A 25,247-nucleotide genomic window follows, 5' to 3' on the forward strand; every position below is an offset into this window, starting at 1 on the left:
TCGCAAATACTATTTGTAAGGCAGCACTAGGCTTGTCCGGCAAGGCACCGTTGCAACGCGCTTCGCCAGTCCGGCTGGCTTACCCCCCATTCCCTCAGCAGGCGCGTGCAATCCAGGCGCGAGTTCAGCGGCCGAGGGGCCGGAGTCGGATAGGCGCTCGACGCAATGGGCTCAAGCAGTGCGCACGGTTTGTGTCGTTCGAGCAGGTTTTCGCCGATGGTCTGGGCGAAACCGAACCAGGACGTCTCGCCTTGGGCTGTCAGGTGATAAGTGCCCCACGCGCCGGGTCGGCCGGCTTGCCAGCGCTCGATCAGTTGGGCGGTACTGTCGGCAATGGTGCCCGCCCAGGTCGGTGCGCCAATCTGATCGGCCACCACCCGCAACTGCGGTTTTTCCTGCAACAGGCGCTGCATGGTCAACAGGAAATTGCGGCCTTCGGTGGAGTACACCCAACTGGTGCGCAGAATCAGGTGCGGGCCGCCAGCCTGGCAGATGGCGTTTTCGCCGGCCAGTTTGCTGCGTCCGTAAACACTCAGCGGATTGGGCGTGTCGTCCTCGGTATAGGGAGCGGGCTTGAGACCATCGAAGACGTAGTCGGTGGAGTAATGAATCAACGGGATGCCCAGCCCGACCGCTATCTGGGCCAGGATACCCGGGGCCGTGGCATTGATGGCGAACGCCCGTTCCGGTTCGCTCTCGGCCTGATCGACGGCCGTGTGGGCGGCGGCATTGATGATCAGGCCGGGCCGCAGGGCCTCGATGGACGTGGGCAGGGAATCCGGTTGCGCCAGATCGAGCTGGTCGCTGCCGCGTACAAGCAACTCGCCCATGCCGGACAGGCGCGATTGAAGTGCCCGGGAAACCTGGCCATGCTGGCCGATGATCAGGATGCGCAAGGGAGCACTCACGGGAACAGGTCTGCCTCGTGCAAGGCCTTGCCGTTCTGGTCCTTGACCGAGAGGATCGGTGCGCCTTCGAGCTCCCAGTCGATGGCCAGTTGCGGGTCGTCCCAGCGAATGCAACGTTCGGCGGAGGGCGCGTAGTAATCAGTGGTCTTGTAGAGGAAGTCCGCCGATTCGCTCAGCACGACGAAGCCGTGGGCAAACCCTGGCGGAATCCACAGTTGTCGCGGGAGCTGCGCCGAGAGACGCATGGAGACCCATTGACCGAAGCCAGGAGAGCTGCGACGGATATCCACTGCCACATCCAGCACCTCCCCTGCAATGACCCGTACCAGTTTCCCCTGGGGCTGCTCGATTTGATAGTGCAGACCACGCAGCACACCTCTGGTCGAGCGTGAATGGTTATCCTGGACGAATTGCAGGCTAGAGCCGGTCGCCTCGGCAAACGCCCGGGCATTGAAGCTTTCGTAGAAAAATCCCCGGCCGTCGCCGAAGACTTTTGGTTCGATGATCAAGACCTCTGGCAAACGGGTGGGAATAACGTTCAACGTGTTTCTCCGGCGATCTTGAACAGGTATTGGCCGTAGCCGGTCTTGCCAAAATACTGGGCGCGCTCAAGGATGTGCTCGCGGCTGACCCAACCTTGCTGGTAGGCAATTTCTTCCAGGCACGCCACTTTCAGGCCTTGGCGATGTTCGATGGTTTGCACGTATTGCGAGGCTTCCAGCAGGCTGTCGTGGGTACCGGTGTCCAGCCAGGCGAAACCACGACCGAAGCGCTCGACGTGCAGGTCACCGCGTTGCAGGTAGGTATTGTTGATGTCGGTGATTTCCAGTTCGCCGCGTTTGGATGGCTTGATGCCCTTGGCGATCTCGATCACGTCGTTGTCGTAGAAATACAGGCCGGTCACCGCGTAGCTGGATTTGGGCGCAGTGGGCTTTTCTTCGATGGAGATCGCCCGTCCTTCGGGATCGAAATCGATCACACCAAAACGCTCAGGGTCCTTGACCCAGTAGCCGAACACGGTCGCGCCACTCTGCCGGTTGACGGCGGTTTGCAATTGTTCGCCGAAATGCTGGCCGTGGAAAATGTTGTCACCCAGGATCAGGCACACCGAGTCGCCGCCAATGAACTGCTCGCCGATCAGGAATGCCTGGGCCAAGCCGTCGGGCGACGGCTGCTCGGCATAGCTCAATTGCACGCCAAACTGCTGGCCGTCACCCAACAGGTTGCGGTATTGCGGCAGATCCTGAGGGGTGGAAATGATCAGGATGTCCTTGATGCCCGCGAGCATCAACACCGAGATCGGGTAATAAATCATCGGCTTGTCATAAATCGGCAGTAGCTGCTTGGAAACCCCGAGGGTAATCGGGTGCAGGCGGGTGCCGGAGCCGCCGGCCAGAACAATACCCTTCATCATGCAATTGCATCCTTGGTGTCGAGCGAGCCCAGGCGCTCACCTTGGTAGCTGCCGTCCTGGACACGTCGGCACCACAGCAGGTTTTCGAGATACCACTGCACGGTTTTGCGCAGGCCGGTCTCGAAGGTTTCCCGGGGCGTCCAACCCAATTCCCGTTCGATCTTGCTCGCGTCGATGGCGTAGCGCAGGTCGTGACCGGGACGATCCCTGACGAAGGTAATCAGGTCGGCATAGCCCGCGACCCCTTCGGGTTTGTGAGGCGCCAGCTCTTCGAGCAACGCGCAGATACTGCGCACCACGTCGATGTTTTTTTGCTCGTTGTGCCCACCAATGTTGTAAGTCTCGCCGACCGCGCCTTCGGTGACGACCTTGAGCAGTGCACGGGCATGGTCTTCGACGAACAGCCAATCGCGCACTTGCTGGCCGTTGCCATAGACCGGCAACGGCTTACCGGCCAGCGCGTTGAGAATCACCAGGGGAATCAACTTCTCAGGGAAGTGAAACGGCCCGTAGTTGTTCGAGCAGTTGGTCAACAGCACGGGCAAGCCGTAGGTGCGTTGCCAGGCGCGGACCAGGTGGTCGGACGCCGCCTTGCTCGCCGAATACGGTGAGCTTGGGGCGTAGGCGGTGGTTTCGGTAAACAGGTCATCCACGCCGTGCAAGTCGCCATACACTTCATCGGTGGAGATATGGTGGAAGCGAAACGCGCGTTTCTGCGGCTCGGCCAGGGTCTGCCAATAAGCGCGGGTGGCTTCCAGCAGACTGTAGGTGCCCACGATATTGGTCTGGATGAAATCCGCCGGGCCATCGATGGAGCGATCCACATGGGACTCGGCTGCCAGGTGCATGATGGCTTCAGGCTTGAATCGCGCCAACACCGCACTGACGGTCGCTTGATCGACAATGTCGGCCTGGACGAATTCGTAACGGCTGTCGTGATCGATGCTGCTCAGCGATTCGAGATTTCCTGCGTAGGTCAGCTTGTCGAGGTTCAGGACCTGGTGTTCGGTATCGAGAATTAAGTGCCGTATGAGCGCCGAGCCGATAAAACCAGCACCGCCGGTGACGAGAATGCGCATCCAGTTGAGCCTTATCCATGGGATGACAAGTATAGAAGCATAGCTTGTTGGCATGGTGGGAGCGGTGCAAGCGAATATTCCACGGACAAGCCTCCCCACACAGCTTTTCAGGAGAGCTGTGCATATTTTTGAACAGGAGGGGTTGCTTATCCCCCGACTCAGTGGCGAGATAGGCATCCGAACAAAACCACTTCAGGGGTCCCTGTATGCCATTCGCTACGTTGGTTCACCGTGCCAGTTTGCCAAGCCCACAGATCAGCGCCGAGCAAGCGCTGGTGCTGCTGCGCTCGAATTACGGACTCAGCGGCGACCTGCGACCCCTTGGCAGCAACCAGGACCTCAACTACCGCGTCGACAGCGACCGCGGGCGCTTTGTGTTGAAAATTTGCCACGGTGACTACGCTGTCCCGGAAATACAGGCCCAACACGCTGCCCTCAAGCAGTTGGCCGGACACGACGTGGTGAAAGTGCCGCGAGTGATTAGCGCCAGCAACGGGGAAGACCTGCTGACCTTGGAAGTCGATGGGCAAGCGATTCACATGCGACTGCTGGAGTACATCGACGGCCAGTCCCTCACGCAGCTCAAGCACTTGACGCCCGAACTGGTGACAGGCCTGGGCCGCTTGTGCGCGGAAATGGACCTGGCTCTGGCGACATTCGACCACCCGGGCCTGGAGCGGACCTTGCAATGGGATGCGCGCCACGCTCCGGCCCTGGTCGATTACCTGCTGCCAGTCATCGACGACGATCAGCGGCGCCAACTGATCTCCGAGGTCGCGCAACAGGCCGAGCGGCGTTTGCAGCCGCTCAAGGCCAGTCTGCCGGTGCAGGCGATCCACATGGACGTCACCGATGACAACGTGGTCTGGCAGCGCGACGCCCAGCGCCAGTGGCAATTGCAGGGCGTCATCGATTTCGGCGACCTGGTCCGTACCTGGCGCATCACTGACTTGTCGGTGACATGCGCGGCCCTGCTGCATCATGCCGACGGCGATCCGTTCTTCATCTTGCCGGCGATCAAGGCCTACCACGCGGCCAACCCCTTGCAACACCAGGAACTGTTGGCGCTGTGGCCGTTGATCGTGGCACGCGCCGCGGTACTGGTGCTCAGTGGTGAACAGCAGGTTTCCATCGACCCAAACAACCAATACAGCCGTGACAACCTGGCCCATGAGTGGGAGATTTTCCAGGTCGCCCATTCGGTGCCCTTCGAATTGATGGAAGCGGCGATTCTTACCGCCGTCGGCCACAGCCTGCCGCCCATTGCCAGCGAAGGCTTTGCGCCGCTGTTGCCGACCCTGGTGGGGCGTGAGTTCGCGTTGATCGACCTGGGTGTGCTGAGCCCGCATTTCGAGGCCGGCAATTGGGAGCAGCCGGGGATCGACCAGCGTCTGTTGAGCGAAGCCGCTGGCGTCCACGGTCTGGCCGCCAGCCGCTACGGGCAGTACCGATTATCCCGCACCCGACCGGACAGCGCCGTCGAGCCCGATACTTATCCACTGCACGTGGAGTTGAGTGTGCCTCGGGGTACACCGCTCGAATCGCCGTTCGCCGGGGTCGTGCACAAGAGCGCCGAAGGCTTGTTGCAACTGGACAGTGCGCAGTTGAGCGTGCGGCTATGGGGCGTGACGTCGTCGCTGCATTCCGGCGCGGCGCTGGTCAAGGGGCAGGTGCTGGGCGAAGTGACGGGGCCGTTGCGGGTCCAGTTGTGCAGGGGGGGGCAGGTGAATCCGCCGCTGTTCTGCACGCCCTCCCGGGCGCTGGCCTGGCAAGCGCTTTGCCCTTCGCCGGCGGTGCTGCTGGGGCTGGCTTGCGATGCCGAACCGGAAATCGACCCCGAGGCGCTGCTGGCCCGTCGCGATGCGAGTTTTGCCCGTTCGCAGAAGCACTATTACGTCGATCCGCCGCGTATCGAGCGTGGCTGGCGCAACCATCTGATCGACATGCAGGGCCGCTCGTACCTGGACATGCTCAACAACGTCGCCGTGCTGGGCCACGGCCATCCACGCATGGCGGCGGTGGCTGCCCGGCAGTGGTCGCTGCTCAATACCAACTCGCGTTTCCACTATGCGGCGATTGCCGAATTTTCCGAGCGCCTGCTGGCGTTGTCACCGTCCAACATGGATCGGGTGTTCCTGGTCAACAGCGGCACCGAGGCCAACGACCTGGCGATCCGCCTGGCCTGGGCCTACAGCGGCGGACGGGACATGCTCAGTGTATTGGAGGCCTACCATGGCTGGTCGGTGGCAGCCGATGCGGTCTCGACCTCCATCGCCGACAACCCCCAGGCCCTGAGCAGCCGTCCGGACTGGGTGCACCCGGTGACTGCACCGAACACCTATCGCGGCGAATTCCGTGGCGCCGACTGTGCGCCGGACTACGTACGCAGCGTCGAACACAACCTGGCGAAAATCGCCGAAAACAAGCGCCAGCTCGCCGGTTTCATCTGCGAACCGGTGTACGGCAATGCCGGCGGGATCGCGCTGCCGCCCGGTTACTTGAAGCAGGTCTACGCGATGGTGCGCGAGCGCGGTGGGGTCTGCATCGCCGACGAGGTACAGGTCGGTTACGGACGCATGGGCGAGTTTTTCTGGGGCTTCGAAGAACAAGGCGTGGTCCCGGACATCATCACCATGGCCAAGGGCATGGGCAACGGCCAGCCGCTGGGCGCGGTCATCACCCGTCGGGAAATCGCCGAGGCGCTGGAAGCCGAGGGGTATTTCTTCTCGTCGGCTGGGGGCAGCCCGGTCAGTTGCCAGATCGGCATGGCGGTGCTGGACGTCATGGAAGAAGAAAATCTCTGGGAAAACGCCCGCGTGGTTGGTGGGCATTTCAAGGCTCGGCTGGAGGCCTTGAACGACCGCTATCCGTTGGTGGGTGCGGTGCATGGCTCCGGGTTCTATCTGGGCGTGGAACTGATCCGCGATCGCGCCACATTGGAGCCGGCCACTGAAGAAACCACGGCGTTGTGCAACCGCCTGCGGGAGTTGGGGATCTTCATGCAACCGACTGGCGATTATCTGAACATCCTCAAGATCAAACCGCCGATGGTGACCACCCGTCAGAGTGTGGATTTCTTTGTCGATATGCTGGCGAAGGTATTGGACGAGGGGCTGTAACCCATCTGGAACGCCAAGCTGTTCCCCTGTGGGAGCGAGCTTGCTCGCGATGACGGTGTCCAAGCCAATATTGATTTGGCTGACCCACCGCTATCGCGAGCAAGCTCGCTCCCACAGGGTTTAGCGCTATTGTTAAAATCGATTTTTGTCGGTCTTTTTCGCTATTTCTTGATATTGTTTAGTTTTTATGACTTTATTAGTCGATATTTATCGTCTATAGATTCAGCGCTTCCCATCGCCCAGGAGATGACCCATGACAACATTGCACAGCACTCCCCGTGCGGATGGTTTCTACATGCCTGCCGAATGGGCGACCCAGACCCAGGTCTGGATGATCTGGCCCGAGCGCCCGGACAACTGGCGCCTGGGTGGCAAGCCCGCGCAGGCTGCCCACGTGGCGGTCGCCAAGGCCATCGCCCGTTTTGAACCAGTGACCGTGGCGGTGTCCGCGGGCCAATACGAAAATGCGCGGGCGCGTCTCGACGTGCCGAATATCCGCCTGGTGGAAATGTCCAGCGACGACGCCTGGGTCCGCGACACGGGGCCTACGTTCGTGATCAATGACAGCGGCGAAGTGCGTGGCGTCGACTGGGACTTCAACGCCTGGGGCGGTTTCGACGGTGGCCTGTACGCGCCGTGGAATCGTGATTCACAAGTGGCCGGAAAAATCCTCGAGATCGAGCGTAGCCCGCGCTACCGCACCGAAGGTTTCGTGCTCGAGGGCGGATCGATCCATGTGGATGGCGAAGGCACGCTGATCACCACCGAGGAATGCCTGCTCAACCGCAATCGCAACCCGCACTTGAGCCGTGAGGAGATCGAGGCGGTGCTCAGCGCGCAATTGGCCGTGGACAAGATCATCTGGCTGCCGGATGGCCTGTTCAACGACGAAACCGACGGCCATGTGGATAACTTTTGCTGCTACGTGCGGCCTGGTGAAGTGCTGCTTGCCTGGACCGACGACCCGCAAGACCCGAACTACACTCGCTGCCACGCGGCGATGAACGTGCTGCAAAACAGCACTGACGCCAAGGGACGCCCGTTCACAGTGCACAAAATGCCGATTCCGGGGCCGTTGTATGCCACGGAAGAGGAATGTTCAGGCGTGGATGCGGTGGAAGGTTCCCAGGAGCGCAACCCAAGCGTGCGACTGGCGGGCTCCTACGTGAATTTCCTGATCGTCAATGGCGGCATCATTGCGCCGAGTTTTGACGATCCGCTCGATGGCCCGGCCAAGGATATCCTGCAGAGCCTGTTCCCGGAGCATGAAGTGGTCATGGTGCCAGGGCGTGAACTGTTACTGGGGGGCGGCAATATCCATTGCCTTACTCAACAGCAGCCCGCGCCGCGCGCAAAATGAGTGGCGATGTAACAGCTTGGTGATATCGACGGCGCCGGCTCTAAGTCGGCGTTTTTGGATCCATGCTGGCAAGCCCGCGGCCCGATTGGGTCGTGGGTTTTTTGTGTCTGTTTTATGGTCGTCGGGGATACATTGGCATAGCTCTTGTATCAGCATCCCGGCAGTTTCGGGGAGCGGGGCTGCGTTGTTTTGTCATAAACCTTGGATAAATTGGCCGCTCATCAACCAGGAGGGCGCTGGAATGAATATGATAAGCGAGCGCACATGCCATCCCTTGGCCGTTAATGGTGAGTCGCTTCAAGCCTTGGCGCAGTGGTTGAAGTCCAACGGAACGCGTCAGATCAGAGAACCTGATCCGCGCCGGGTGATCGTTGAGCGCTACCCCGCTGGCCTGTTCAGCGAGGCGGAGCTGGAGGCGTTGTGGGATGTGATGCAAGGATAGAATTCGACGGATTGATAAAAAGCGCTGGCCGGGATGGCAGCGCTTTTTTTGTGTCCGCTGGGATTTCTAATTCACTTAAATCCCTATGGAAGCTTGCTCGCGATCGCGGGGGTCAATAACACAGATGTCGATGGCGTTGCGCGCGGCTGATGTATAAGGGCTCGATTCTTAGATTTTTTTCGCCTAATCACAGACGATTCACGAAATTGACACACCGTTGAGGGCGCGACTAGGATTCGCCCACGCCTGTGGCTAACAGCCATGACTCTTAAATAATAAAAAGGCCCGACACGATCAGACGTGGGCGGGCCTTTTCATTATTTTCAGGAGCAAGAGTCCGAAAAAGAGCGCAAAAAGCGCCATTTCGGCTGCTCGTCACGGTGCGTATCAACCCGTACAAGGAAAATAATCATGTTGAACAAGCGCATTAGTTTGATCGCACTGGGGATCTTGAGCTCGACACACGCCATGGCCAATGACCAGGCTGAGTCCAAGGGGTTCGTTGAAGACAGCAGCTTGAAAGTGCTGTTGCGCAACGCTTACATCAATCGCGACTACAAAGATGGCAACGAGGACAAGGCCGAGTGGGGTCAGGCGGCCATTGGTACCTTCTCGTCCGGTTTCACCCAGGGCACCGTAGGTGTAGGTGTGGACGCGTTCGGCCTGTACGCGCTGCGCCTAGACGGCGGCAAGGGGCGTAGCGGTGCCCAAGGCATCGATTTCTTCAAGCAAGGCGACAGCGGCAACGCCGCCGATGACCTGTCCAAGTTTGGTGCAGCGGTCAAGTTCCGCGTCTCCAATACCGTGCTGGCCTACGGTGACCAGATGCCGGCCCTGCCGGTGCTGAGCTATGACAATTCGCGCCTGCTGCCGGAAAGCTACACCGGCACCCTGATCACTTCCAAGGAGATCAAAGGCCTGGAGCTGAATGCCGGCCGTTTCACCGCTGAGTCGCGCAAGAGCGCCGAAGGCCGTGACAGCGGTGGCCTGAAGTCGATCAACGTATTGGGCGGCAGCTATCAGTTCACCGAGCAGTTCAAGGCTTCGCTCTACGCCTCGGATGTCGAGGACGTATTGAAGAAGCAATACGTGAACGCCAACTATGTGTTCCCGCTGGCCAAGGATCAGTCCCTGACCCTGGATTTCAACGGTTATCGCACCAAGTTGGACAACAGTTACGTTCGCGAAAACAACGTCACCGGCGACGACAACAAGATCTGGAGCCTGGCTGCCACCTTCGCCACGGGCCCGCACAGCTTTACCCTCGCCCACCAGCGCAGCACCGGCGACAGCAACCTGGGCTACGCCTACGGCGGTTATCAACGCGGGCAGAATCGCGTGGGTGATGGCGGTAACACGATCTACCTGGCCAACTCCTACTGGTCCGACTTCAACGCTGAAGACGAGCGCAGCTGGCAGTTGGGCTACGGCCTGGATTTCACCACCTTCGGCGTACCGGGCCTGACCTATAACGTCGCTTACGTGCGTGGCGATAACATCACCACTTCTACCAGCGAAGGCGGCACCGAACGCGAGATCTTCAACCAGTTCAAGTACGTGGTCCAAAGTGGTCCAGCCAAGGACTTGAGCGTCAGATTGCGCAGCTCCGTGCTGCGTGTGTCGCAGAAATCCAGCGAGTACAACGTCAGTGGCAACGAGCTGCGAGTGTTCGTGGATTATCCGATCAACGTCTTCTGATGCGTGATTGCGTGACAAGCGCCTGATAAAAACCCCCGACATCAATTCGGGGGTTTTTTTTTACCTTTTGACGCCAGAAAAGTCGCAAAAAGCGCCCGTTTCCCCGAGGAAAAGTCGTACTAGTGAAACTTCAACCGCCGTTTCAAACAAGACTTGAAGTGCCTCAAATACTTTCTCATGGACGTAAATCCTGCACCTACTAGATTAGGCCGCTCAATGCAGTGGAGACCTATGAAAAATGATCGTTCTGAACAGGGAAGTGGGCGAAGCGCTAAGACGTGACAAATACGTCAACGTTCGCGGTGGGGACTTCAACCTCTACGGTCATTTCGGCGATTTTGTCCGGCTGACCAAAAGCTGGGAAAACATGGAACCCGACAGCTACTACGGCCAGGCCGAGTCAGGCATGCGTTTTCGCCGCTACAGCGACTTCGAATACAACCCGACGACTCGTGAGCTCACGCAGCTCGAACACCGCGCCTACATTCAGTCCAAGGCCAACAATAGCTATGTCGGCGGTCTGGAGCGGCACTTCCAGGACTTCTCCAACGAAGTGATCAACTCGCCGGTGATGCGCAGCCTGATCGACACGGACTTCGAGGTCTACAAGAACGTCCTGCCGCAGGAACTGCACGATGAAATCTGGCAGTGCCAGATCCACCAGATCCGCATCGAGATCAAGCCAGGCAAGCAGCTGGAAATCACCCCCGAGGGGATCCACTGCGACGGGTATCCGTTCAGCGGTGTGCATTTCTGGGGTCGCCATAATGTGGCGGGCGCCGAAAGCCGTTTGTACACCGCCCAGGAGGAACAACTGGCGGCGATTACCTACGAGGACATTCTCGACACCACGTTCTTCCTCGACCGCGACATGCGCCATTACGTGACACCGGCCCGCAATGTTCACGCCCATGAAATGGCGTTCCGGCAAATCCTGGCCATTTCCTTCTCGCGGCCCGGGACCGCTTTCGACATTGTTCGCTGAACGGCTCGAACCCATGGACGACTCGGTGCTGCAGGTCCTGTTGCGCCGGGCCCAGGTCAGGGACGCCGAACGACTGGAGCAGTTTTTTCGCGGATTCAACGAAGTGTCGTTCTGCGAATGGCAGGATGCTCGATTTTTGCGGGGTGTGCTGTTGCAGGACACCACCACCGCCTACCTGGCGGTCGATGCCAGTGGTGAAGTGGTCGGTGCTGTGATTGGGGGCATGCTCGGCACCCGCGGTACGATCAATCACTTGGCCGTCAGTCCGGCACATCGTACCCGAGGCCTGGGCCAGCGCCTGGTGGAAGCGGCCTCGGCCGACATGAAACGGGTCGGCGTGCTGCGCATGTTCCTTTTCGTCGACGATGCTAATCTGGCCGGCAAGCGCTTCTGGGCTGCCCAGGGTTTCTGTGAGCCCCGGGGTGAAATCACCTTCGAGAGGGATTTATGAACAAGACTTCCAGCCAGCCGCTGGCGGTCGAACCACAAGCCTCGCGTACCTTCGCTGAAGCCAGTCCGGTGGTAGCGGGTTATTTCACGGTCTCGTTTGTGTTCGGTCTGATGGCGGTCAACGCCGGGCTGCCCCTGTGGTTGCCGGTGGCGATGTGCCTGTTCGTTTACGCGGGCGCTTCGCAATTCGCCGCGTTGGCGTTGATTTCCAGCGGTGCCTCGCTGACCACCATCGTGCTCACCACGTTCCTGATCAATGCCCGGCACATGCTGATGTCGGTCTACATGGCCAAGGCCCTGCGCGCACTGGGGCTCAGCCGTTTCGAGCGCTGGTGCTACGCGGCGGGGCTGACGGACGAGTCGTTCGCGTTCCATAGCGTCAAGCTTGGCAGTGGGGCACCGGTCAGCGTGCGCTACCTGGTCGGCTTCAACCTGTTCTGCCACACCTCCTGGGTGCTCGGCGGCTTGCTGGGCGCCGTATGCGCGCAGTACGCGGCGCACCTCATCAAGTACAAGCTCGACTATGCCCTGACCGCGATGATGCTCTACGTGCTGGTTTCGTTGTGCAACACCCGCAATAAACTGATCGCGGCCCTGGCGGCTGTCGTCTGCATGGGGGGGCTGAGCCTGCTGGGCAGCTCGCCGTTCAACGTCTTCATCGCCACGTTCGTTGGCTGCGGGGTGGGCGTATGCCTGACCAAACGTTCCTGATCCTGGTCGTGGCGCTGATGATGGCAGTGACCTTCCTGCCACGCGCCTTGCCATTGCAGGTCAATACCGAGCACTGGCCGCCATTGGTCGCCCGCGCTCTGGAATACCTGCCAGTGGCGATCGTCGCTGCCATCAGCCTGACCCCCTTGTTGATCAAGGATCAGCAGATACAACTCGACCGCCCTGAGTTTTATGCCGCGATTCCGACGTTGTTATGTGCGTATTTCAGCCGCAACCTGTTTCTCAGCGTGGCGGTGGGTACGGCGGCGTACATCGCGCTCGGTTCGTTCCTGTAGCGTCAGGTCCACCACATCATGCAGCGCCTGGCCCGACAACTCCGGATTGTTTACCGCCAGGCGGACTTCAAGGAAATCCTCGAAGTCCGGGAAAATCGCCAGGCCATTGCGCAGCGCCGCTTCCCGGGACACCAGCCCCAGGCCGTCGAGTTGGGTGATCAACGACAACGTCAGCGTTTCACTGCAGGAATACACCATTCGCTGGCTCGACCCGTACTCGCCCAGGCCGGCGTCGAGAAAACGCAGGAAACTGTGGGAATACGGACATTCTTCTGCCGGACGCACCTGAAACTTGTCACCGAGCAAGCCAAGGGAGTCGTCTTCATCGCCGCAATGGGCGCCGACCACCTGCACCTGCACATCCGGCATGGTGATGCTGGAAAAACCGCCCTGTTGCTGCCCGATCAGGATCGCCAGGTCAAAATCTTCATTCCTGAGCTTGCTCAGGTTCTCCATCGACTCGGCGTAGCTGAATTCCAGCTGGTACTGGGGAAACACAGCGATCAACCGGTCGATCATCCGCCGGTTGAATTCAGCTGGCAGGGTGGTATTGAGCGCCACTCTGAGCGTGCGCTGTCGCGGTGTCTTGAGCGCCGCGACTTTCTCCTCCAACTGTCGGGTGGCAACCAGCACCTGATCCATGAAGGGGGTCAGTTCCGAGCCCTGGCTCGTCAAGGTCAGGCCCTTGTTCGAGCGCCGGAACAACCGGAAACCGAACTGTTCCTCGACCTTGTTCAACTGCGCCGCCAACGCCTGCACCGTGAGGCACGAATGTTCGGCCGCTGCCGACAAGGAGCCGGTCTGCACGATACGCATGAGGTTGCGTAGGGTTCTGCTATCCATGAGGTAATGCCCTCTGCTTAAGTGGGCTCGCTATTGTTGTGCACCTGGTCCGGGCCAGGCAGTGCATGCTGGCTATCATCATGCACCTTGCCACGCTTGTCGCGATTTTGTGCCGAAAAGCGCCGGCAGGCGATGGTTGGAGCTTATGCGGGATTTGGGGATTTTGCCCAGTCGATGCTGGCAAGGAGCGGTCGAAGGGGAATGCTTTAATCCACTTGCGAATAAAAATTTAAAAATAATCCATATCTGTACTATCCTCTAAGCACCATCCCGCGACAAAGGAGCCCAAACCCATGGCGACTTCCTCCATCAACCTCAATGCGCAGCAACAATTGGATTCCCCGGGCGCGGGTCGAGTCGCATTGAAGTTTTTCTTCAACCTCATGGAGCTCTGGGGCTGTAGTGTCGAGCAGCAGCGCACATTGCTGGGCAAGGTAGGAAACACGACCTTCTACAAATACAAACAATTACCGGAAAACGTGAGGCTGCCTCGCGATACGCTGGAGCGTATTTCCTACCTCATGGGTATTCACAAGGCGCTGAGCATCATCTTCAGCAATAGCCGGGACCGTGCCTATCAGTGGGTCAGCAGTCCGAATACCGCGGCACCGTTCAACGGCCAGTCGGCGCTGTCCTACATGCTGACCGGGCGGGTGGTGGACATCGCCGATGTGCGGCGCTACCTCGACGGAGTGCGCGGTTGATGATGCCACCCTTGGCGGACCCGCAATGGAAACGGGCCTATCGGATCGTCAACAGCAGCTTCCCACCGATTTCGCTGTTTGAAGACGTACTCGACCCTGAAGACCTGCCCACGGCCTATGCCCTGGAAGCACTGACCAATGACCGATTGATGGAGCAAGCCGGCGTGCTGTCCCGGGTACGCCCCGAGGACCGCATTTCCGGGCCGGGTTCTTCGCCCGTGATGGCGGCTTTTACCCACATCGGCAAAAGCAGCCGTTTCAGCGACGGCACCTTCGGCGTCTACTACGCCGCCAGCAGCCAGGAAGCGGCCATCGCCGAAACCTGCTATCACCAGGCGCGATTCCTTGGTGCGACCAATGAGCCAGACCTGGAGTTGACCATGCGCACCTACGTCAACAAGGTCATCAAACCCTTGCACGACATCCGCTACGACTACCCCCACCTTCACAACCCGGACCCTACAGCCTACGGCCCGTCCCAAGTATTCGCCCGGCAACTGCGGGAAACCTTGTCCTGGGGATTGCTGTACAACAGCGTCCGCCTGCCCGGCCACGAATGCGTAGCCGCGTTTCGCCCGCCGGCGGTGTCGATTCCGGTGCAAGGCAAGCATATTCGGTACGTCTGGAGTGCCCAGAAGCGGGAGATTTCGTTTGTGTTTGAGGTGAGTCAGGTGTGAGCCAGGGCTTTTGCGCTGTTTATGGCTGGGCAATCATTATTGCCCAGCCATAATTTTCAATAATTCGCGGCTATTGAAACCAGAGGCTGCTGTGCAGCTCGACAGGAGCAAGCTCTCTCGCCACAACGGTGTCGATTGATCAGATCTTGAACTGCTGCACCGAAGCCTGCATCGATCCCGCCGCATGGTTCAATTGATCCGCCGTTTGCGTCAGGGTGTGAATCGAGCGGGTGTTCTCGCGGGACTGCTCGGCAATCGACTCTACCCGCTGGGCCATCTCATCACTGGCTTTGGATTGCTCGGCAATGGTCTGGGAAATTTCCTCCACCACTTCGGCGGCATGCCGGGCGCCGGTGCGGATTTCGCTGATGGACACCCCGGCCTGCTGGGCCAGGTTGACGCCTTCGTCCACTCGGCTGACGCAAGCCTGCATGTTCGCCACTGCATCCCGTGCGCTGGACTGGATGCGCTCGATCATCGCGGTAATTTCCTGGGTCGACTGGGTCGTGCGCGCCGCCAGGTTGCGTACCTCATCGGCCACCACGGCGAAACCACGGCCCGCCTCGCCGGCGCGGGCGGCCTCGATGGCGGCGTTGAGGGCCAGCAAGTTGGTCTGCTCGGCAATGCTCTTGATCACCTGGATGATGGAGTGAATGTCCTCGGACGATGCATCCAGCGCCGTGATCTTGCTGGACGATTGGTTGACCACCTCGGCGATGCGGTTCATGCCTTCCACTACCCCGAGAATCACCTGGCCACCGCTGCTCGCCAGTTGTTCTGACTGCGCCGAGATCGTCCGGGCGCTGTCGGCGTGCTGATGGATCTGGCTGATGTTCGCCATCATCTGCTCCATGCTGGCCGCCATGCTGGTCGCGCTCTGGGCCTGCTGGTCGGCACTGGACACGATCTGCCGCGCCGTATCGCCCAGGTTGCGAGACGTGCCGTGTAACTCATCGCTCTGGCCGCGAATCGTGGCGATCATTTGTCGCAGATTGGTCTGCATCTGCTCGATCACACCTTGCAGTTGGCCCAGCTCATCCTTGCTTTGCGCGCCCATGGAGCGTTGCAAATCCCCCTGGGAAATCGCCTGGGTGTTGAGGATGATCTTGTTCAGCGGCGTAAGCACGGCCTTGAGCAAGCTCCACGACAACAGCGCCAGCGCCACGCAAGTGGCCAGCAAGGTCGCGATCAGCCAGCGCTCCGAGCTTTGAATGCTGCCGTCCTGATGCTCGCGGGACGTCTGCGCCTGGTTCTCGATCAGCTCGCTCACCGCCTCGTTGCGCTCTTCCAGAGCCGAAAACGCCAAGTCGAACTCCGCCCGCAGCGCATGGCCGTCCTGGGCACCACTGAGTGCCTTGCCAATGATTTGCTTGGCTTTGTCGATGTAGGTTTCAACTTGTGGCTTGAGCTCGGCAATCGCCTTGGCGACATCCGCCGGCAACTTGGCCTCGGCGTTTTCGGCGATGACCTTGCGCATGCGCTGCGTATGCTCATCGAACGCCTCCGTCACCTCCTTGGCCGCCTGGGCATCCCCCGGTGTCACCAGCAAAGCGGCCAGCACATCGGCCCGAATGGCGTCATGCATCATGTCCGCCTCCATGTGCTTGCGCATGGCCGAAATACTGGTCTCGTTCTGCACCAGGGCCTCGGTCATGGAGTGATAACCCCACAGCCCGATACCGCCAAGCAACAGCGCAAAAGAAAGACTGACCAATCCCGAGCCTATGACCTTGGTGCGGATCTTCATCGCTTACTGCTCCTGGAGCGGAGGAATTCTGGGATAGTGTAGTCGAGTGCCGGCCGAGCCTTGGGTCAGGCGATGCTCTTATCTGAGGCTATCGGCGGGGGGAATGATTTGATGAATATGCTTCAAATTGTTTGGGCCAGGGACAGTGAACCTGTGACGAGAGAATTATCCCCGATGGCTGCGAAGCCGCCCTCCTTGTAACCTGCGCCACGTTCTCGCGGCGCTGCGACAGATCAAAACCCAATGCTGCCCAGCTCCGTGAGCAGCATGGCGCCAACGACGGATCTTTTCTACGCCTGTTTGATCAGTCAACCCCGCAGTTTCAACTCCCTCACCCGCTTGATCACAAACTGTTCAAATAGCTCATGTTTGATCACCACATCGAACATTTCATATCGTGTAAATGCGCGGATGATGGCACCGCAGATTTCTGCTTCGTCGAGCGCCTTGTTTTTGCCGTAAGCAGCAGCCAGGATCCCATTCATGTTCTGCAAGTATTCCTGCATGCCGGTGTCACCCAGGATTTGGGCATAGACTTCCCGCCACGGTCTTTTGTCTACTCCTGTATGTCGCGTCCGACAAATGTCCAGCTCATGTAAAGCTGGCCGTCTATTTCGAAGCTTTCAAAACGACAGTCTGTCTGGAAGGTATCGCTGCTGACTAAGGTGTTTCGTTCTGGTGGGTAGGGTGCGGTTTGGGATTTTCGTCTGCTAAGGACTCTGGATGCTCCGTCTACCTGTACGCAAATCACTGGTTGAGGGAGCGGGCGTAATATTTTATTGAATGTTGCTTCTTTGGATGCCCCTGCCAAGGTAAGGACCAAGCGGAAATATTGCTCCACACAGGATGAGGCTTTGAACGCTTCACGCAACCAATCGGACGGCATCAACAGCTCTGCGGCAAATCGATTGGCTTCGGTTTCCATCTGGCTGTAGGCGGCATCAACTTCCCCGTTTTCCAAGTGGGAGACGATTGTGCCGGTATGCCATGGGATAACAACATGCCCAATCTCGTGGGCTAACGTGAATTTTCGACGGGTACCGGGAGCGCTTGAGTTGATCAGGATACGAGGCTTGGTGGCAGCGCCGATACCAATTGTGATTCCGTCCACGCCGAACGGCAGTTCAAGGTATTCAAGCTCCCCATAGGCAGAGGCGAGCTGTTCTAGATCGTAAGGCGGTGTCAGTTTGCGGATGGCCAGGACGCGACTGGCCATTTTTTCTTCTGGGGTCACTAGATCTTGCCCACGCTGCGTAGCCACGCTTCGACTTTGGTCGCTTCAGCGACCGATCGTGCTCGCGCAGCAATCGCAAATTTATCCTGATCGAGTTGGTCCTTAAGAGAGGTGCCGTATTTGTGGGCAGTCAATACAAAAGGTAAGACAGAAGGGGTTGTTGACCACAGCTGGTACTCTTCCCACTTCATGCCCAGGTACTCATGCAGCTGCATGTCGGCACCTTGACGGCCTTCGTGCCAGTCCTCGACGAATCGGTCGATCTCTTCTTCCAGCACATCGCCTTTAAGGCAAAGCTCTACAAAATTCATATGAACCTCTCAGTTCGGTTTGATCCTTCGTCCACGGACGGCAGGTTTCAAAGCAAGCCCGGTTTCAGGGCAGACCGAACCCAGGTGAAAGCCACGTCGGTCGAAGACTTCAAACTCGCCATGAAGCGAATCCCATGAGTAGTATCGTTGCTCTGCGGCATCAAAGTAGTACTTACGGCCACCTTCTACATACGCGACTCTGAAACCGCTGACAATAGAAGGGTCAGGTCTTGGTTTGCCACCCATCCAACGTTCCCTTAATCCCGAAAACTGGTTTTGGCATCGTCGCCAAGGAGGGGGCGGACTATACCGCAGCTGGATTGGGGTGGGCGGCAGCCTGAAGCGTGGATTCGTTTCAAGAAATCGCAAGTGCCATGTGAGAGGCGTAAGAGCCTCTAAAACGAAAAAACCCGCCAGAAGGCGGGTTTTTCGGGGGTTCCAGAGATTTTGAAATCCTTCTCTGGAACCTTGTATGGTGCCGGCACCAGGAGTCGAACCCGGGACCTACTGATTACAAGTCAGTTGCTCTACCAACTGAGCTATACCGGCGTGTGGGCGACGATTATAGCGATTGGGTGCGTTCTGTAAACCCCTGAATTCTGACTATTTTTGCGCAGGTCCGGCTCAGGCGCGGTGCAGCAGCGTGCGCAGTTTGTTCAGGGCTCGCCAGGTGCGGCTGTTTTGGATGGCGTGGAGTTGGGCTTCGGCCTGTTCGGCGCGTTGCAGGGCGGCGTTGAGCTGTTGGTCCGTGTCGTCGATGGGGTGGCTGAATTTGTGGCCTTTGCAGAGCTGGAAGCCGTCGAGGTTGCACGGGGGGATTTCGAAGGCAGGTTTGAGGGCCAGGTGTTCTTCGGCGAGGTAGTAGGTGTTGATGCCGTCGAACAGGATCGATTGGTAGCCGGCGTCGGTCACCAGGGTTTCCCAGGTCTGGTCGCGGGCCCATGGGGTTTCGATGAGTATGATCCAGGGGCGCCAGCGGCTGAAGTCCATGCCGCGTAGCACGGTTTCTTCGTGACCTTCGACGTCGATTTTCAGGAAGTGGATGGGGCGGTCCTGAGCGTATTGCTCGCAGATGGAGGCCAGGCTGCGGGACTGGACGGTCTGGTTACGCACGTCCATGCCGGCGTCGCGGTGTTGTTGGGCGACGCTGGCTTCCACTGTGGATAAGCCGGTGTCGGCGATGGTGTAGAAGGTCAGGGTTTCGGCGTTTTCGCCGGCCACGCATTGCAGGTTGATGTCGTGGGGGCGTTGTTGGCAGAGGGCGTCGTAGTAGGCCGGCACCGGTTCGATGTTGATGCCGCGCCAGCCGCGGTCGTAGAACGCTCGGGTGACCGAGTCATCTGTCGGGTGGTTGGCGCCGACGTCGAGGTAAAAGCCGTTTTCCACTGATTGAAGGGCGCGCCACAGGCGTATGTCTTCGAAGTTTTGTGCGTAGGAAATGAACGTCACGGCCAGTCCTTGAGTGTGTCGGCATTGTGTCAATCACGATACGTTGGGCTGTTGTATAGCACGGGCGCGGTGGACGCAATTACTGGCTCGGGGCAGCACTGAATTCGGCGGTTATGTCGTTTTGCTTGGGCGCTTATGCACAACGGGCAGGAGGAGGCGAAGGGCATCTTGCGATTTTGTGACCGCTTTCGCGTTTCATCGCAAATGCCTGTTTTCATGGTTTTTTATCCATATGAACAAAAAATGACCAGTCTTGATTCGGTCAGGAAATCGCGGATTTCTTGGATCCAGGTTTATTTCATCAACAGAGTTATCCACAGGCTGTTTCGGCTTCGTGACGTTCTGCCAACAACAGCAGATTACGTGGCGTCAGCGGCGTTTCGCAGAAGGTGCCAAGGCGCACGTCGTAGCCTTCTTGAGAGAGGAAAAGCGCCCGGTCCAGCACCAGCCAAAGCTCCAGTGGCCGTCGGAACAGGCCTCGCACCAGTTCCAGGTTGCGGACTTCGGCCAGGCGTTGATGGCCTGCTACTTCCAAGGCGGCCCAATCAGGCGCGCCGACTGTGGATAAGTCTTTCAAGGACGCCAGATCGATGCAGTATTGGGCGAAGGATTTTTCCAGCCAGGCGCTGGGTAATGAGGGCGTGGGCAGGTAGTCGTCGCAGCCACGGACTTGCCGTTGCAGCAGGTCAAAGCCCAGGCGCCAGGCCATGGACTGGTCCCGTTGCCGACGAACGCGGGCGCCGGCGGTGACGGTTTCCGTCAGTGGCAGGCTCAGGTCGTCGATGCAAAGCTGCAGGGTAGAGCCTTTGGCGGGGGCGGACAGGGCCTGGTAATGCTTGGCGTTGATGCGGTTGTAGCAGCACGGCGCGATAGCCAGTTGTGCACAGCCGGCGGCGCTTGCCAGGTGCATCAGACGCACATGCAGGTCGCCGCATGCGTGCAGGGCCACGGGTGTGTGGCTTGAGTGGATCGCCTGGGCTGTGTCCGCTGCCAGTACGTCTTGCTGCTGGTGCGTGGCGGGCAGGTGGTGGTGCTGGCTCAGTTGTTGGCCGCTGACGACCAGTGCGGGGTCGTACTCGAGGCAAGTCAGTTGTTGTTCGCCCTGCAGCAAACGTCGACCAAGGTGACCTTTGCCGGAGCACCAGTCGAGCCAGTGGGTCGGTTCATTGGTGAAGTGCAGGCAACTGGCGAAGGCTTCGATCTGTTGCCATTTTCGTCCGGGCACATCGACGTTGAGGCGATGTGCAGGTGCTGCCAGCGCGCAGGCGGGCAAGGCCGAGACCGCACTCAATGCGCGGGAGACGGCCGCCAGTTCGGGGAAGGGCGCCGGCGCATCGTCAATCAACCAAGGTTGGTGATGGTCGTGTTCCGCCGCTTCCAGTGAACGTTGGCGTAGCCATTGCGCCAGCTCCGGGTAGGTGGTTTCCCAGGGCAACTGCAGATGGGTGAACGGACGCGGTTTCCACAGGGCCTGGTGCGTTGTGAGAAAAACGTCCAGCGCCGTGAAGCGGGCGAGCAGTGCTTCGCCCGTCAGCACGCCGCTGTCAGCGCCCCTGGCAGGCATCGACGCGCAACCAGCGCTCCAGCTGCTTGAAGCCTTGCACCAGGAAAAAGGACATCAGCAGATAGAACATGCCGGCGGCGAAGAAGATCTCCACCGGCAGGTATGTCCGGGCAATGATGGTGCGGGCCATGCCGGTGAGTTCCAGCAGGGTCACGGTACTCGCCAGGGCGCTGGCCTTGAGCATCAGGATCACTTCGTTGCTGTAGGCCGGCAGGCCGATGCGCGCGGCGCGGGGCAGCATGATGTAGAACAACGCCTTGGGTCGGGACATGCCCAGGGCCCGCGCGGCTTCGATCTCGCCCTTTGGGATAGCCTGGATGGCGCCGCGCAGAATCTCGGCGATATAGGCGGCGGTGTGCAGGGTCATGGTGGCCGTGGCGCACCAGAACGGATCCCGCAGGTACGGCCACAGCGCGCTGCTGCGTACGGCATCGAACTGCGCCAGGCCGTAATAGACCAAAAACAGCTGGACCAACAGCGGCGTGCCCCGGAAAAAGAAGATGTAGGCGTAGGGCAACGCCCGCACGTACCACAGGCGCGAAGAGCGGGCGATGCCCAGTGGAATCGCTAGCAGCAGCCCGGCGATCACGGCGATGGCTACCAGCTCCAGGGTCAGTGTCGCGCCCTGGGCCAGCTTCGGCAGCCACTTGATGATGACGTCCCAGTTCATTGAGTGCTCCTGGTAAATCCGCGGGCGGCGCGTCGCTCCAGCAAGTGCATGCCGATCATGGCGAACACCGTCAGGCCCAGGTACATGAAGGCTGCGACCATATAGAAGGTGAACGGTTGCTTGGACACGGTCACGCCGATTTGCGCATGACGCATGATTTCTTCCAGGCCGATCACCGAGACCAGCGCGGTGTCCTTCATCAGGATCATGAACAGGTTGCCCAGGCCGGGCAGGGCGATGCGCCACATCTGCGGCATGATCAACCGGGTAAAGATCCGCCACTTCGACAGGCCCAGGGCGACGCCGGCCTCGCGGTGGCCCTTGGGAATCGCCAGGATCGCGCCGCGAAACACTTCCGTGGCGTAGGCGCCAAAGCACAGGCCCAGGGCAATGACCCCGGCGGCGAAGGCGTTGAGGGCAAGGTCGGGATTGCCGAAGTACTCACCCAAGGCACGCATCAGGTTAACGGTGCCGAAATAGATCAATAGCACCCATAGCAATTCCGGGATGCCGCGAACCAGTGTTGAATAAGTGCCACCAAGCCATCGCAGCGGCTTGTATGGCGAGGTCTTGGCCAGGGCACCGAGCAGGCCGAGCACCAGCCCCAGGCAGAGGGCCGTGAGCGCCAACTTGACGGTCATCAGCGCGCCGGCGGCGAGCGCCGGGCCGAATCCGTAGAGATCGATCATCATGGGTAAGAATTCATATCGCGGCAGGCTTTGCTAAAGGCCGGCGCTGCCAGGAGCAGCGTCGGCCAGGCACGTCAGCATCAATAGATGCTGAACGGGAAGTACTTGTCGTTGATCTTTTTATAAGTGCCGTCGGCAACAATTTCTTTCAGCGCTGCGTTCAGTCTTTCACGCAGTGGATTGCCCTTGCTCACGGCGATGGCGATCTTGTCGCCCTCTACCACCGGGTCACCTTTGAATTCGTAGGCACGGCCAGCGTCGGTTTTCAGCCAGTCGTAGTTCACGTATTTGTCTGCCAGGATCCCGTCGAGACGGCCGGAGGTCAGGTCCAGGTAGGCGTTTTCCTGGGTGTCGTAGAGTTTCAGCACGACGCCTTCCATATTGTCTTCCATCCAGGTGCCGGCGAGCGTGGAGCGCTGTACCCCGATGACCTTACCTTGGAGAGACGCTTTATCGATTTTGAAATCGACGTTTTTCGGTGCAATGAATTGCAGTTTGTTGGAGTAGTACGGGTCGGTGAAATCCACGGCCTGCTTGCGTTCGTCGTTGACCGACAGCGAAGAAATCAGGAAGTCGAACTTCTTGGCGTTCAGGGCCGGGATGATGCCGTCCCAGTCGGAAGTGACTACTTCGCACTCAACTTTCATCTTGGCGCACAGGGCGTCGCCGATGTCTTTATCGAATCCCACGACCTGGCCGCTGGCGTCCTTGTTGTTGAACGGCGGATAGGCCGCCTCGATGCCCATCTTCAGTTTTTCGGCCGCCATGGCGCTGGCCGAGAAAACCAGGCTGGCCGCTGCGGCCAGGAGGAATTTCTTGTAGGTCTGCATGTGTACTGCTCCGTTAGCGGTTGCTGGACATGAATTGTTTGCAGCGCGCCGAAAGCGGGTTCTCGAAGACCTGCTGTGGCGATCCTTGCTCTTCGACCAGGCCTTGATGGAGGAACACGACTTCGCTGGAAACCTGACGGGCGAAGCCCATTTCGTGGGTCACCAACAGCATGGTGCGGCCCTCTTCGGCCAAGGCGCGGATCACACTAAGTACTTCCTGGACCATTTCCGGGTCAAGGGCGGAAGTGGGTTCGTCGAACAGGATCACCTTGGGCTGCATGGCCAAGGTGCGGGCGATGGCGGCGCGTTGCTGCTGGCCGCCGGACAGTTCGGCCGGGTAGGCATGGCGCTTGTCGCCGATGCCGACCTTGGCCAGCAGGGCTTCGGCGACTTCGACGGCTTCGGCCTTGCTTTGGCCAAGCACTCGGCGCGGGGCTTCGATGATGTTATCGAGCACGCTCATGTGCGGCCAAAGGTTAAAGTTTTGAAACACAAACCCGATCTCGCTGCGCATGCGGTTGATCTGCTTGCCGTCGGCGGCCACCAGTTCACCGTTTTTCGCTGCCTTGAGCTTGAGTTCTTCACCGGACACCAGAATCTGGCCCTGGTTGGGGTTTTCCAGCAGGTTGATGCAGCGCAGGAACGTGGACTTGCCGGACCCGGAGGAACCCAGGATCGAGATCACATCGCCGTCACGGGCGGTCAGCGAGACGCCCTTGAGCACCTCCAGCTGTCCGTAGCGTTTGTGCAGGTTGCGGATTTCAAGCGCGGGCGTGGCCTGGGCCATGTGCGGTCCTCATGATGTGTACTCCCTTGCTGTTGGCGGCCTTCCTTGGCGAGTCGGCCAAGCTAGCATGCGTCCGAATGGCAGCCAACAGCGCTACGGGCGGTAAACCGGTGATGTGCGGCAGGTTGTCGCATCGGCACAGCAGTCTGTCGCGCCATCAACAACCGAACGGCCGTTTGAACCTTGTTTACCGGTGAAAAGTCCGGGGAGTCGCGTAAAAAAAGGCGCGATGGTGCCAGCTTTGGGCGGGGGTTGGAAGGGTTAACCGGATGAGCGTGCTATTCCAATCCGCAGTCGGCCCAACTTCCAATCGATCTAAACCGGAACGGTCCTGAATCCATCAAATGAGATGGCTTTCCCAGAACCAGGAGTTGCCGCCATGAAGTTCCTTTACTGTCTTATCGCCATCGGTGCACTGCTATTTCCCATCACGCCCAACGCCACCAACCTGGCTCCAATAGACAGCGCAGGCGTGCAAGTCCAACCGTTACAGCAGAACGGCATCACCTATCTATCCGGCGGTATCGGCGAGGATGAAGCCCACGCCATCGGCCAGGCCCAGGGCTATAACCTGCACATGACATTCGCGATTGGCGTGGAAAACAAATACATCCCGGATGTGGATGTCACCGTCCAGAACGCGTCGGGGCAAACGCTGCTGACGCTGGATGACGCGGGACCGCTGGTTTACGTGCAGTTGCCGCCGGGCAAGTACACGGTGGTGGCGACGCGCAACGGCGAGGCGCGGCACGACACCGCCCAGGTAGGCAGTGGCGCCCCACGCAACCTGGTGTTCCATTGGAACGGTGACGAATAGCCAGCCGGCTTACTCGCTGGCGGGCTCTTCCATGGACTGGCGATAACGGTCCAGCGCTTGGCTGAAATCCTCGATGAACTCCGGGGTGCTGAGCCAGCGCTGGGCCGTCTCGCGATCCATGTCATCGACCCACATGCGGTAGTCCACCAGCATGTCGGCGGCCAGGTTGGTGGCTGCCATGCTTTCGTTTTCAGCGTTTTTCAGGTCGAGCAGGCCTGGGCGTTCGATGATCATTACGCTCAGGGACGTGAGCAGCGTATCGAGCATTTCACTGCGGCTGATGGCCTCGGCTTCGCGCAGCTTGGCGAACAGTTCCAGCACGTAGACCGGTGGCTGGGCGGTGGCGTTGGCCGGGTCGCCATACATCGGGATCGATTTACGCCCGGTCATGCGGATCTGCTTGGCTTTGTCTTTGGCGCGCTTGGCGCGTTTTTGCTGTTTGTTCAATGAGGCCATTGGGCTT

The 25,247-nt window shown here is 59.4% G+C and carries 28 protein-coding genes and 1 tRNA gene; 11 read left to right on the top strand and 18 right to left on the bottom strand.

Translation table 11 applies throughout. From position 1 onward, the window contains the following. Positions 1–26: 26 nt before the first annotated feature. From rfbD to rfbB, 4 genes are read right to left on the bottom strand one after another with little or no spacing between them, the layout of a single operon-like run. On the bottom strand, positions 27–908 hold the full coding sequence (gene rfbD / locus AC30D9_RS14080) for a dTDP-4-dehydrorhamnose reductase (protein WP_307573412.1): 882 nt from the start codon (positions 906–908) through the stop codon (positions 27–29). After that, positions 905–1,450, bottom strand: coding sequence for a dTDP-4-dehydrorhamnose 3,5-epimerase (gene rfbC, locus AC30D9_RS14085; protein WP_307573414.1), 546 nt, complete (start codon positions 1,448–1,450; stop codon positions 905–907). The genes rfbD and rfbC overlap by 4 nt, the downstream gene beginning before the upstream one ends. Beyond that, a complete protein-coding gene (gene rfbA / locus AC30D9_RS14090) occupies positions 1,447–2,322 on the bottom strand; it encodes a glucose-1-phosphate thymidylyltransferase RfbA (RefSeq protein ID WP_307573416.1) in 876 nt (291 codons plus the stop codon). Before rfbA ends, rfbC begins: the two co-directional genes overlap by 4 nt. Continuing rightward, positions 2,319–3,401, bottom strand: coding sequence for a dTDP-glucose 4,6-dehydratase (gene rfbB, locus AC30D9_RS14095; RefSeq protein ID WP_490144242.1), 1,083 nt, complete (start codon positions 3,399–3,401; stop codon positions 2,319–2,321). The genes rfbA and rfbB overlap by 4 nt, the downstream gene beginning before the upstream one ends. A 206-nt stretch (positions 3,402–3,607) precedes the next feature. Here rfbB and AC30D9_RS14100 point away from each other — a divergent pair, with 206 nt between their 5' ends. The 8 genes from AC30D9_RS14100 (at position 3,608) to AC30D9_RS14135 (ending at position 12,462) form a co-directional block, all read left to right on the top strand. Beyond that, positions 3,608–6,520 carry an aminotransferase gene (locus AC30D9_RS14100; RefSeq protein ID WP_490144243.1) on the top strand — a complete coding sequence of 971 codons (2,913 nt, stop codon included), beginning with the start codon at positions 3,608–3,610 and terminating at the stop codon, positions 6,518–6,520. Positions 6,521–6,773: 253 nt separating this feature from the next. Further along, positions 6,774–7,880, top strand: a complete 1,107-nt coding sequence (gene aguA / locus AC30D9_RS14105; RefSeq protein WP_307573421.1) for an agmatine deiminase — start codon at positions 6,774–6,776, stop codon at positions 7,878–7,880. A gap of 241 nt (positions 7,881–8,121) precedes the next feature. After that, the gene (locus AC30D9_RS14110; RefSeq protein ID WP_109751950.1) at positions 8,122–8,322 is read left to right on the top strand and encodes a hypothetical protein; all 201 of its coding nucleotides are present in this window, start codon (positions 8,122–8,124) and stop codon (positions 8,320–8,322) included. Between the two features lie 411 nt (positions 8,323–8,733). Continuing rightward, positions 8,734–10,020: an OprD family porin gene (locus AC30D9_RS14115; RefSeq protein WP_307573424.1), complete on the top strand. Its 1,287-nt coding sequence runs from the start codon at positions 8,734–8,736 to the stop codon at positions 10,018–10,020. Between the two features lie 238 nt (positions 10,021–10,258). Next, positions 10,259–11,005 (top strand): 2OG-Fe dioxygenase family protein, encoded by a 747-nt coding sequence (locus AC30D9_RS14120; RefSeq protein ID WP_109751953.1) that lies wholly within the window; start codon positions 10,259–10,261, stop codon positions 11,003–11,005. A 13-nt stretch (positions 11,006–11,018) separates the two neighbouring features. Beyond that, complete coding sequence (locus tag AC30D9_RS14125) at positions 11,019–11,456, top strand: GNAT family N-acetyltransferase (RefSeq protein ID WP_209022177.1); 438 nt, start codon at positions 11,019–11,021, stop codon at positions 11,454–11,456. Then, positions 11,453–12,166, top strand: a complete 714-nt coding sequence (locus AC30D9_RS14130) for an AzlC family ABC transporter permease (RefSeq protein WP_109751954.1) — start codon at positions 11,453–11,455, stop codon at positions 12,164–12,166. The genes AC30D9_RS14125 and AC30D9_RS14130 overlap by 4 nt, the downstream gene beginning before the upstream one ends. Further along, positions 12,145–12,462, top strand: coding sequence for an AzlD domain-containing protein (locus AC30D9_RS14135; protein WP_307573428.1), 318 nt, complete (start codon positions 12,145–12,147; stop codon positions 12,460–12,462). The genes AC30D9_RS14130 and AC30D9_RS14135 overlap by 22 nt, the downstream gene beginning before the upstream one ends. On the opposite strand, the gene AC30D9_RS14140 is transcribed toward AC30D9_RS14135, so the two are convergent. Then, positions 12,379–13,305 carry a LysR family transcriptional regulator gene (locus AC30D9_RS14140; RefSeq protein ID WP_307573430.1) on the bottom strand — a complete coding sequence of 309 codons (927 nt, stop codon included), beginning with the start codon at positions 13,303–13,305 and terminating at the stop codon, positions 12,379–12,381. The two genes, AC30D9_RS14135 and AC30D9_RS14140, sit on opposite strands and share 84 nt — an antisense overlap. A gap of 293 nt (positions 13,306–13,598) precedes the next feature. Here AC30D9_RS14140 and AC30D9_RS14145 point away from each other — a divergent pair, with 293 nt between their 5' ends. Together AC30D9_RS14145 and AC30D9_RS14150 are read left to right on the top strand one after the other, a co-directional pair. Next, entirely contained in the window at positions 13,599–14,009 is a 411-nt protein-coding gene (locus AC30D9_RS14145; protein ID WP_134922442.1) for an MbcA/ParS/Xre antitoxin family protein, read from the top strand. Further along, positions 14,009–14,686 carry an RES family NAD+ phosphorylase gene (locus AC30D9_RS14150; protein WP_490144244.1) on the top strand — a complete coding sequence of 226 codons (678 nt, stop codon included), beginning with the start codon at positions 14,009–14,011 and terminating at the stop codon, positions 14,684–14,686. The genes AC30D9_RS14145 and AC30D9_RS14150 overlap by 1 nt, the downstream gene beginning before the upstream one ends. A 139-nt stretch (positions 14,687–14,825) precedes the next feature. On the opposite strand, the gene AC30D9_RS14155 is transcribed toward AC30D9_RS14150, so the two are convergent. From AC30D9_RS14155 to AC30D9_RS14210, 12 genes are all read right to left on the bottom strand, one after another. Then, positions 14,826–16,433 carry a methyl-accepting chemotaxis protein gene (locus AC30D9_RS14155; protein ID WP_134922444.1) on the bottom strand — a complete coding sequence of 536 codons (1,608 nt, stop codon included), beginning with the start codon at positions 16,431–16,433 and terminating at the stop codon, positions 14,826–14,828. A 308-nt stretch (positions 16,434–16,741) separates the two neighbouring features. Continuing rightward, positions 16,742–16,939 carry a hypothetical protein gene (locus tag AC30D9_RS14160; RefSeq protein WP_490144245.1) on the bottom strand — a complete coding sequence of 66 codons (198 nt, stop codon included), beginning with the start codon at positions 16,937–16,939 and terminating at the stop codon, positions 16,742–16,744. Between the two features lie 50 nt (positions 16,940–16,989). Further along, positions 16,990–17,649, bottom strand: a complete 660-nt coding sequence (locus tag AC30D9_RS14165) for an ImmA/IrrE family metallo-endopeptidase (protein WP_490144246.1) — start codon at positions 17,647–17,649, stop codon at positions 16,990–16,992. 17 nt (positions 17,650–17,666) lie between these two features. After that, positions 17,667–17,978: a hypothetical protein gene (locus tag AC30D9_RS14170; RefSeq protein ID WP_018606359.1), complete on the bottom strand. Its 312-nt coding sequence runs from the start codon at positions 17,976–17,978 to the stop codon at positions 17,667–17,669. A 9-nt stretch (positions 17,979–17,987) separates the two neighbouring features. Further along, positions 17,988–18,224: a colicin E3/pyocin S6 family cytotoxin gene (locus AC30D9_RS14175; RefSeq protein WP_307573438.1), complete on the bottom strand. Its 237-nt coding sequence runs from the start codon at positions 18,222–18,224 to the stop codon at positions 17,988–17,990. A gap of 227 nt (positions 18,225–18,451) precedes the next feature. Continuing rightward, positions 18,452–18,527 (bottom strand) — tRNA-Thr (locus tag AC30D9_RS14180). Positions 18,528–18,602: 75 nt separating this feature from the next. After that, complete coding sequence (locus tag AC30D9_RS14185; RefSeq protein WP_490144247.1) at positions 18,603–19,427, bottom strand: FkbM family methyltransferase; 825 nt, start codon at positions 19,425–19,427, stop codon at positions 18,603–18,605. 310 nt (positions 19,428–19,737) lie between these two features. Further along, complete coding sequence (locus AC30D9_RS14190; RefSeq protein WP_490144248.1) at positions 19,738–20,991, bottom strand: methyltransferase; 1,254 nt, start codon at positions 20,989–20,991, stop codon at positions 19,738–19,740. Further along, the gene (locus AC30D9_RS14195) at positions 20,972–21,661 is read right to left on the bottom strand and encodes an ABC transporter permease (RefSeq protein WP_134922449.1); all 690 of its coding nucleotides are present in this window, start codon (positions 21,659–21,661) and stop codon (positions 20,972–20,974) included. The genes AC30D9_RS14190 and AC30D9_RS14195 overlap by 20 nt, the downstream gene beginning before the upstream one ends. After that, positions 21,658–22,353: an ABC transporter permease gene (locus AC30D9_RS14200; RefSeq protein ID WP_307573514.1), complete on the bottom strand. Its 696-nt coding sequence runs from the start codon at positions 22,351–22,353 to the stop codon at positions 21,658–21,660. Before AC30D9_RS14200 ends, AC30D9_RS14195 begins: the two co-directional genes overlap by 4 nt. A gap of 77 nt (positions 22,354–22,430) precedes the next feature. Beyond that, positions 22,431–23,180, bottom strand: coding sequence for an ABC transporter substrate-binding protein (locus AC30D9_RS14205; RefSeq protein WP_490144249.1), 750 nt, complete (start codon positions 23,178–23,180; stop codon positions 22,431–22,433). 13 nt (positions 23,181–23,193) lie between these two features. Further along, the gene (locus tag AC30D9_RS14210) at positions 23,194–23,967 is read right to left on the bottom strand and encodes an ABC transporter ATP-binding protein (protein WP_307573518.1); all 774 of its coding nucleotides are present in this window, start codon (positions 23,965–23,967) and stop codon (positions 23,194–23,196) included. A 379-nt stretch (positions 23,968–24,346) separates the two neighbouring features. Between AC30D9_RS14210 and AC30D9_RS14215 the strand changes: the two genes are divergently transcribed. Beyond that, the gene (locus tag AC30D9_RS14215; protein ID WP_116833959.1) at positions 24,347–24,784 is read left to right on the top strand and encodes a peptidase associated/transthyretin-like domain-containing protein; all 438 of its coding nucleotides are present in this window, start codon (positions 24,347–24,349) and stop codon (positions 24,782–24,784) included. A gap of 9 nt (positions 24,785–24,793) precedes the next feature. On the opposite strand, the gene AC30D9_RS14220 is transcribed toward AC30D9_RS14215, so the two are convergent. Further along, positions 24,794–25,240: a hypothetical protein gene (locus AC30D9_RS14220; protein WP_307573521.1), complete on the bottom strand. Its 447-nt coding sequence runs from the start codon at positions 25,238–25,240 to the stop codon at positions 24,794–24,796. Between the last annotated feature and the right edge of the window lie 7 nt (positions 25,241–25,247).

Source organism: Pseudomonas sp. DF11, from assembly GCF_058148565.1.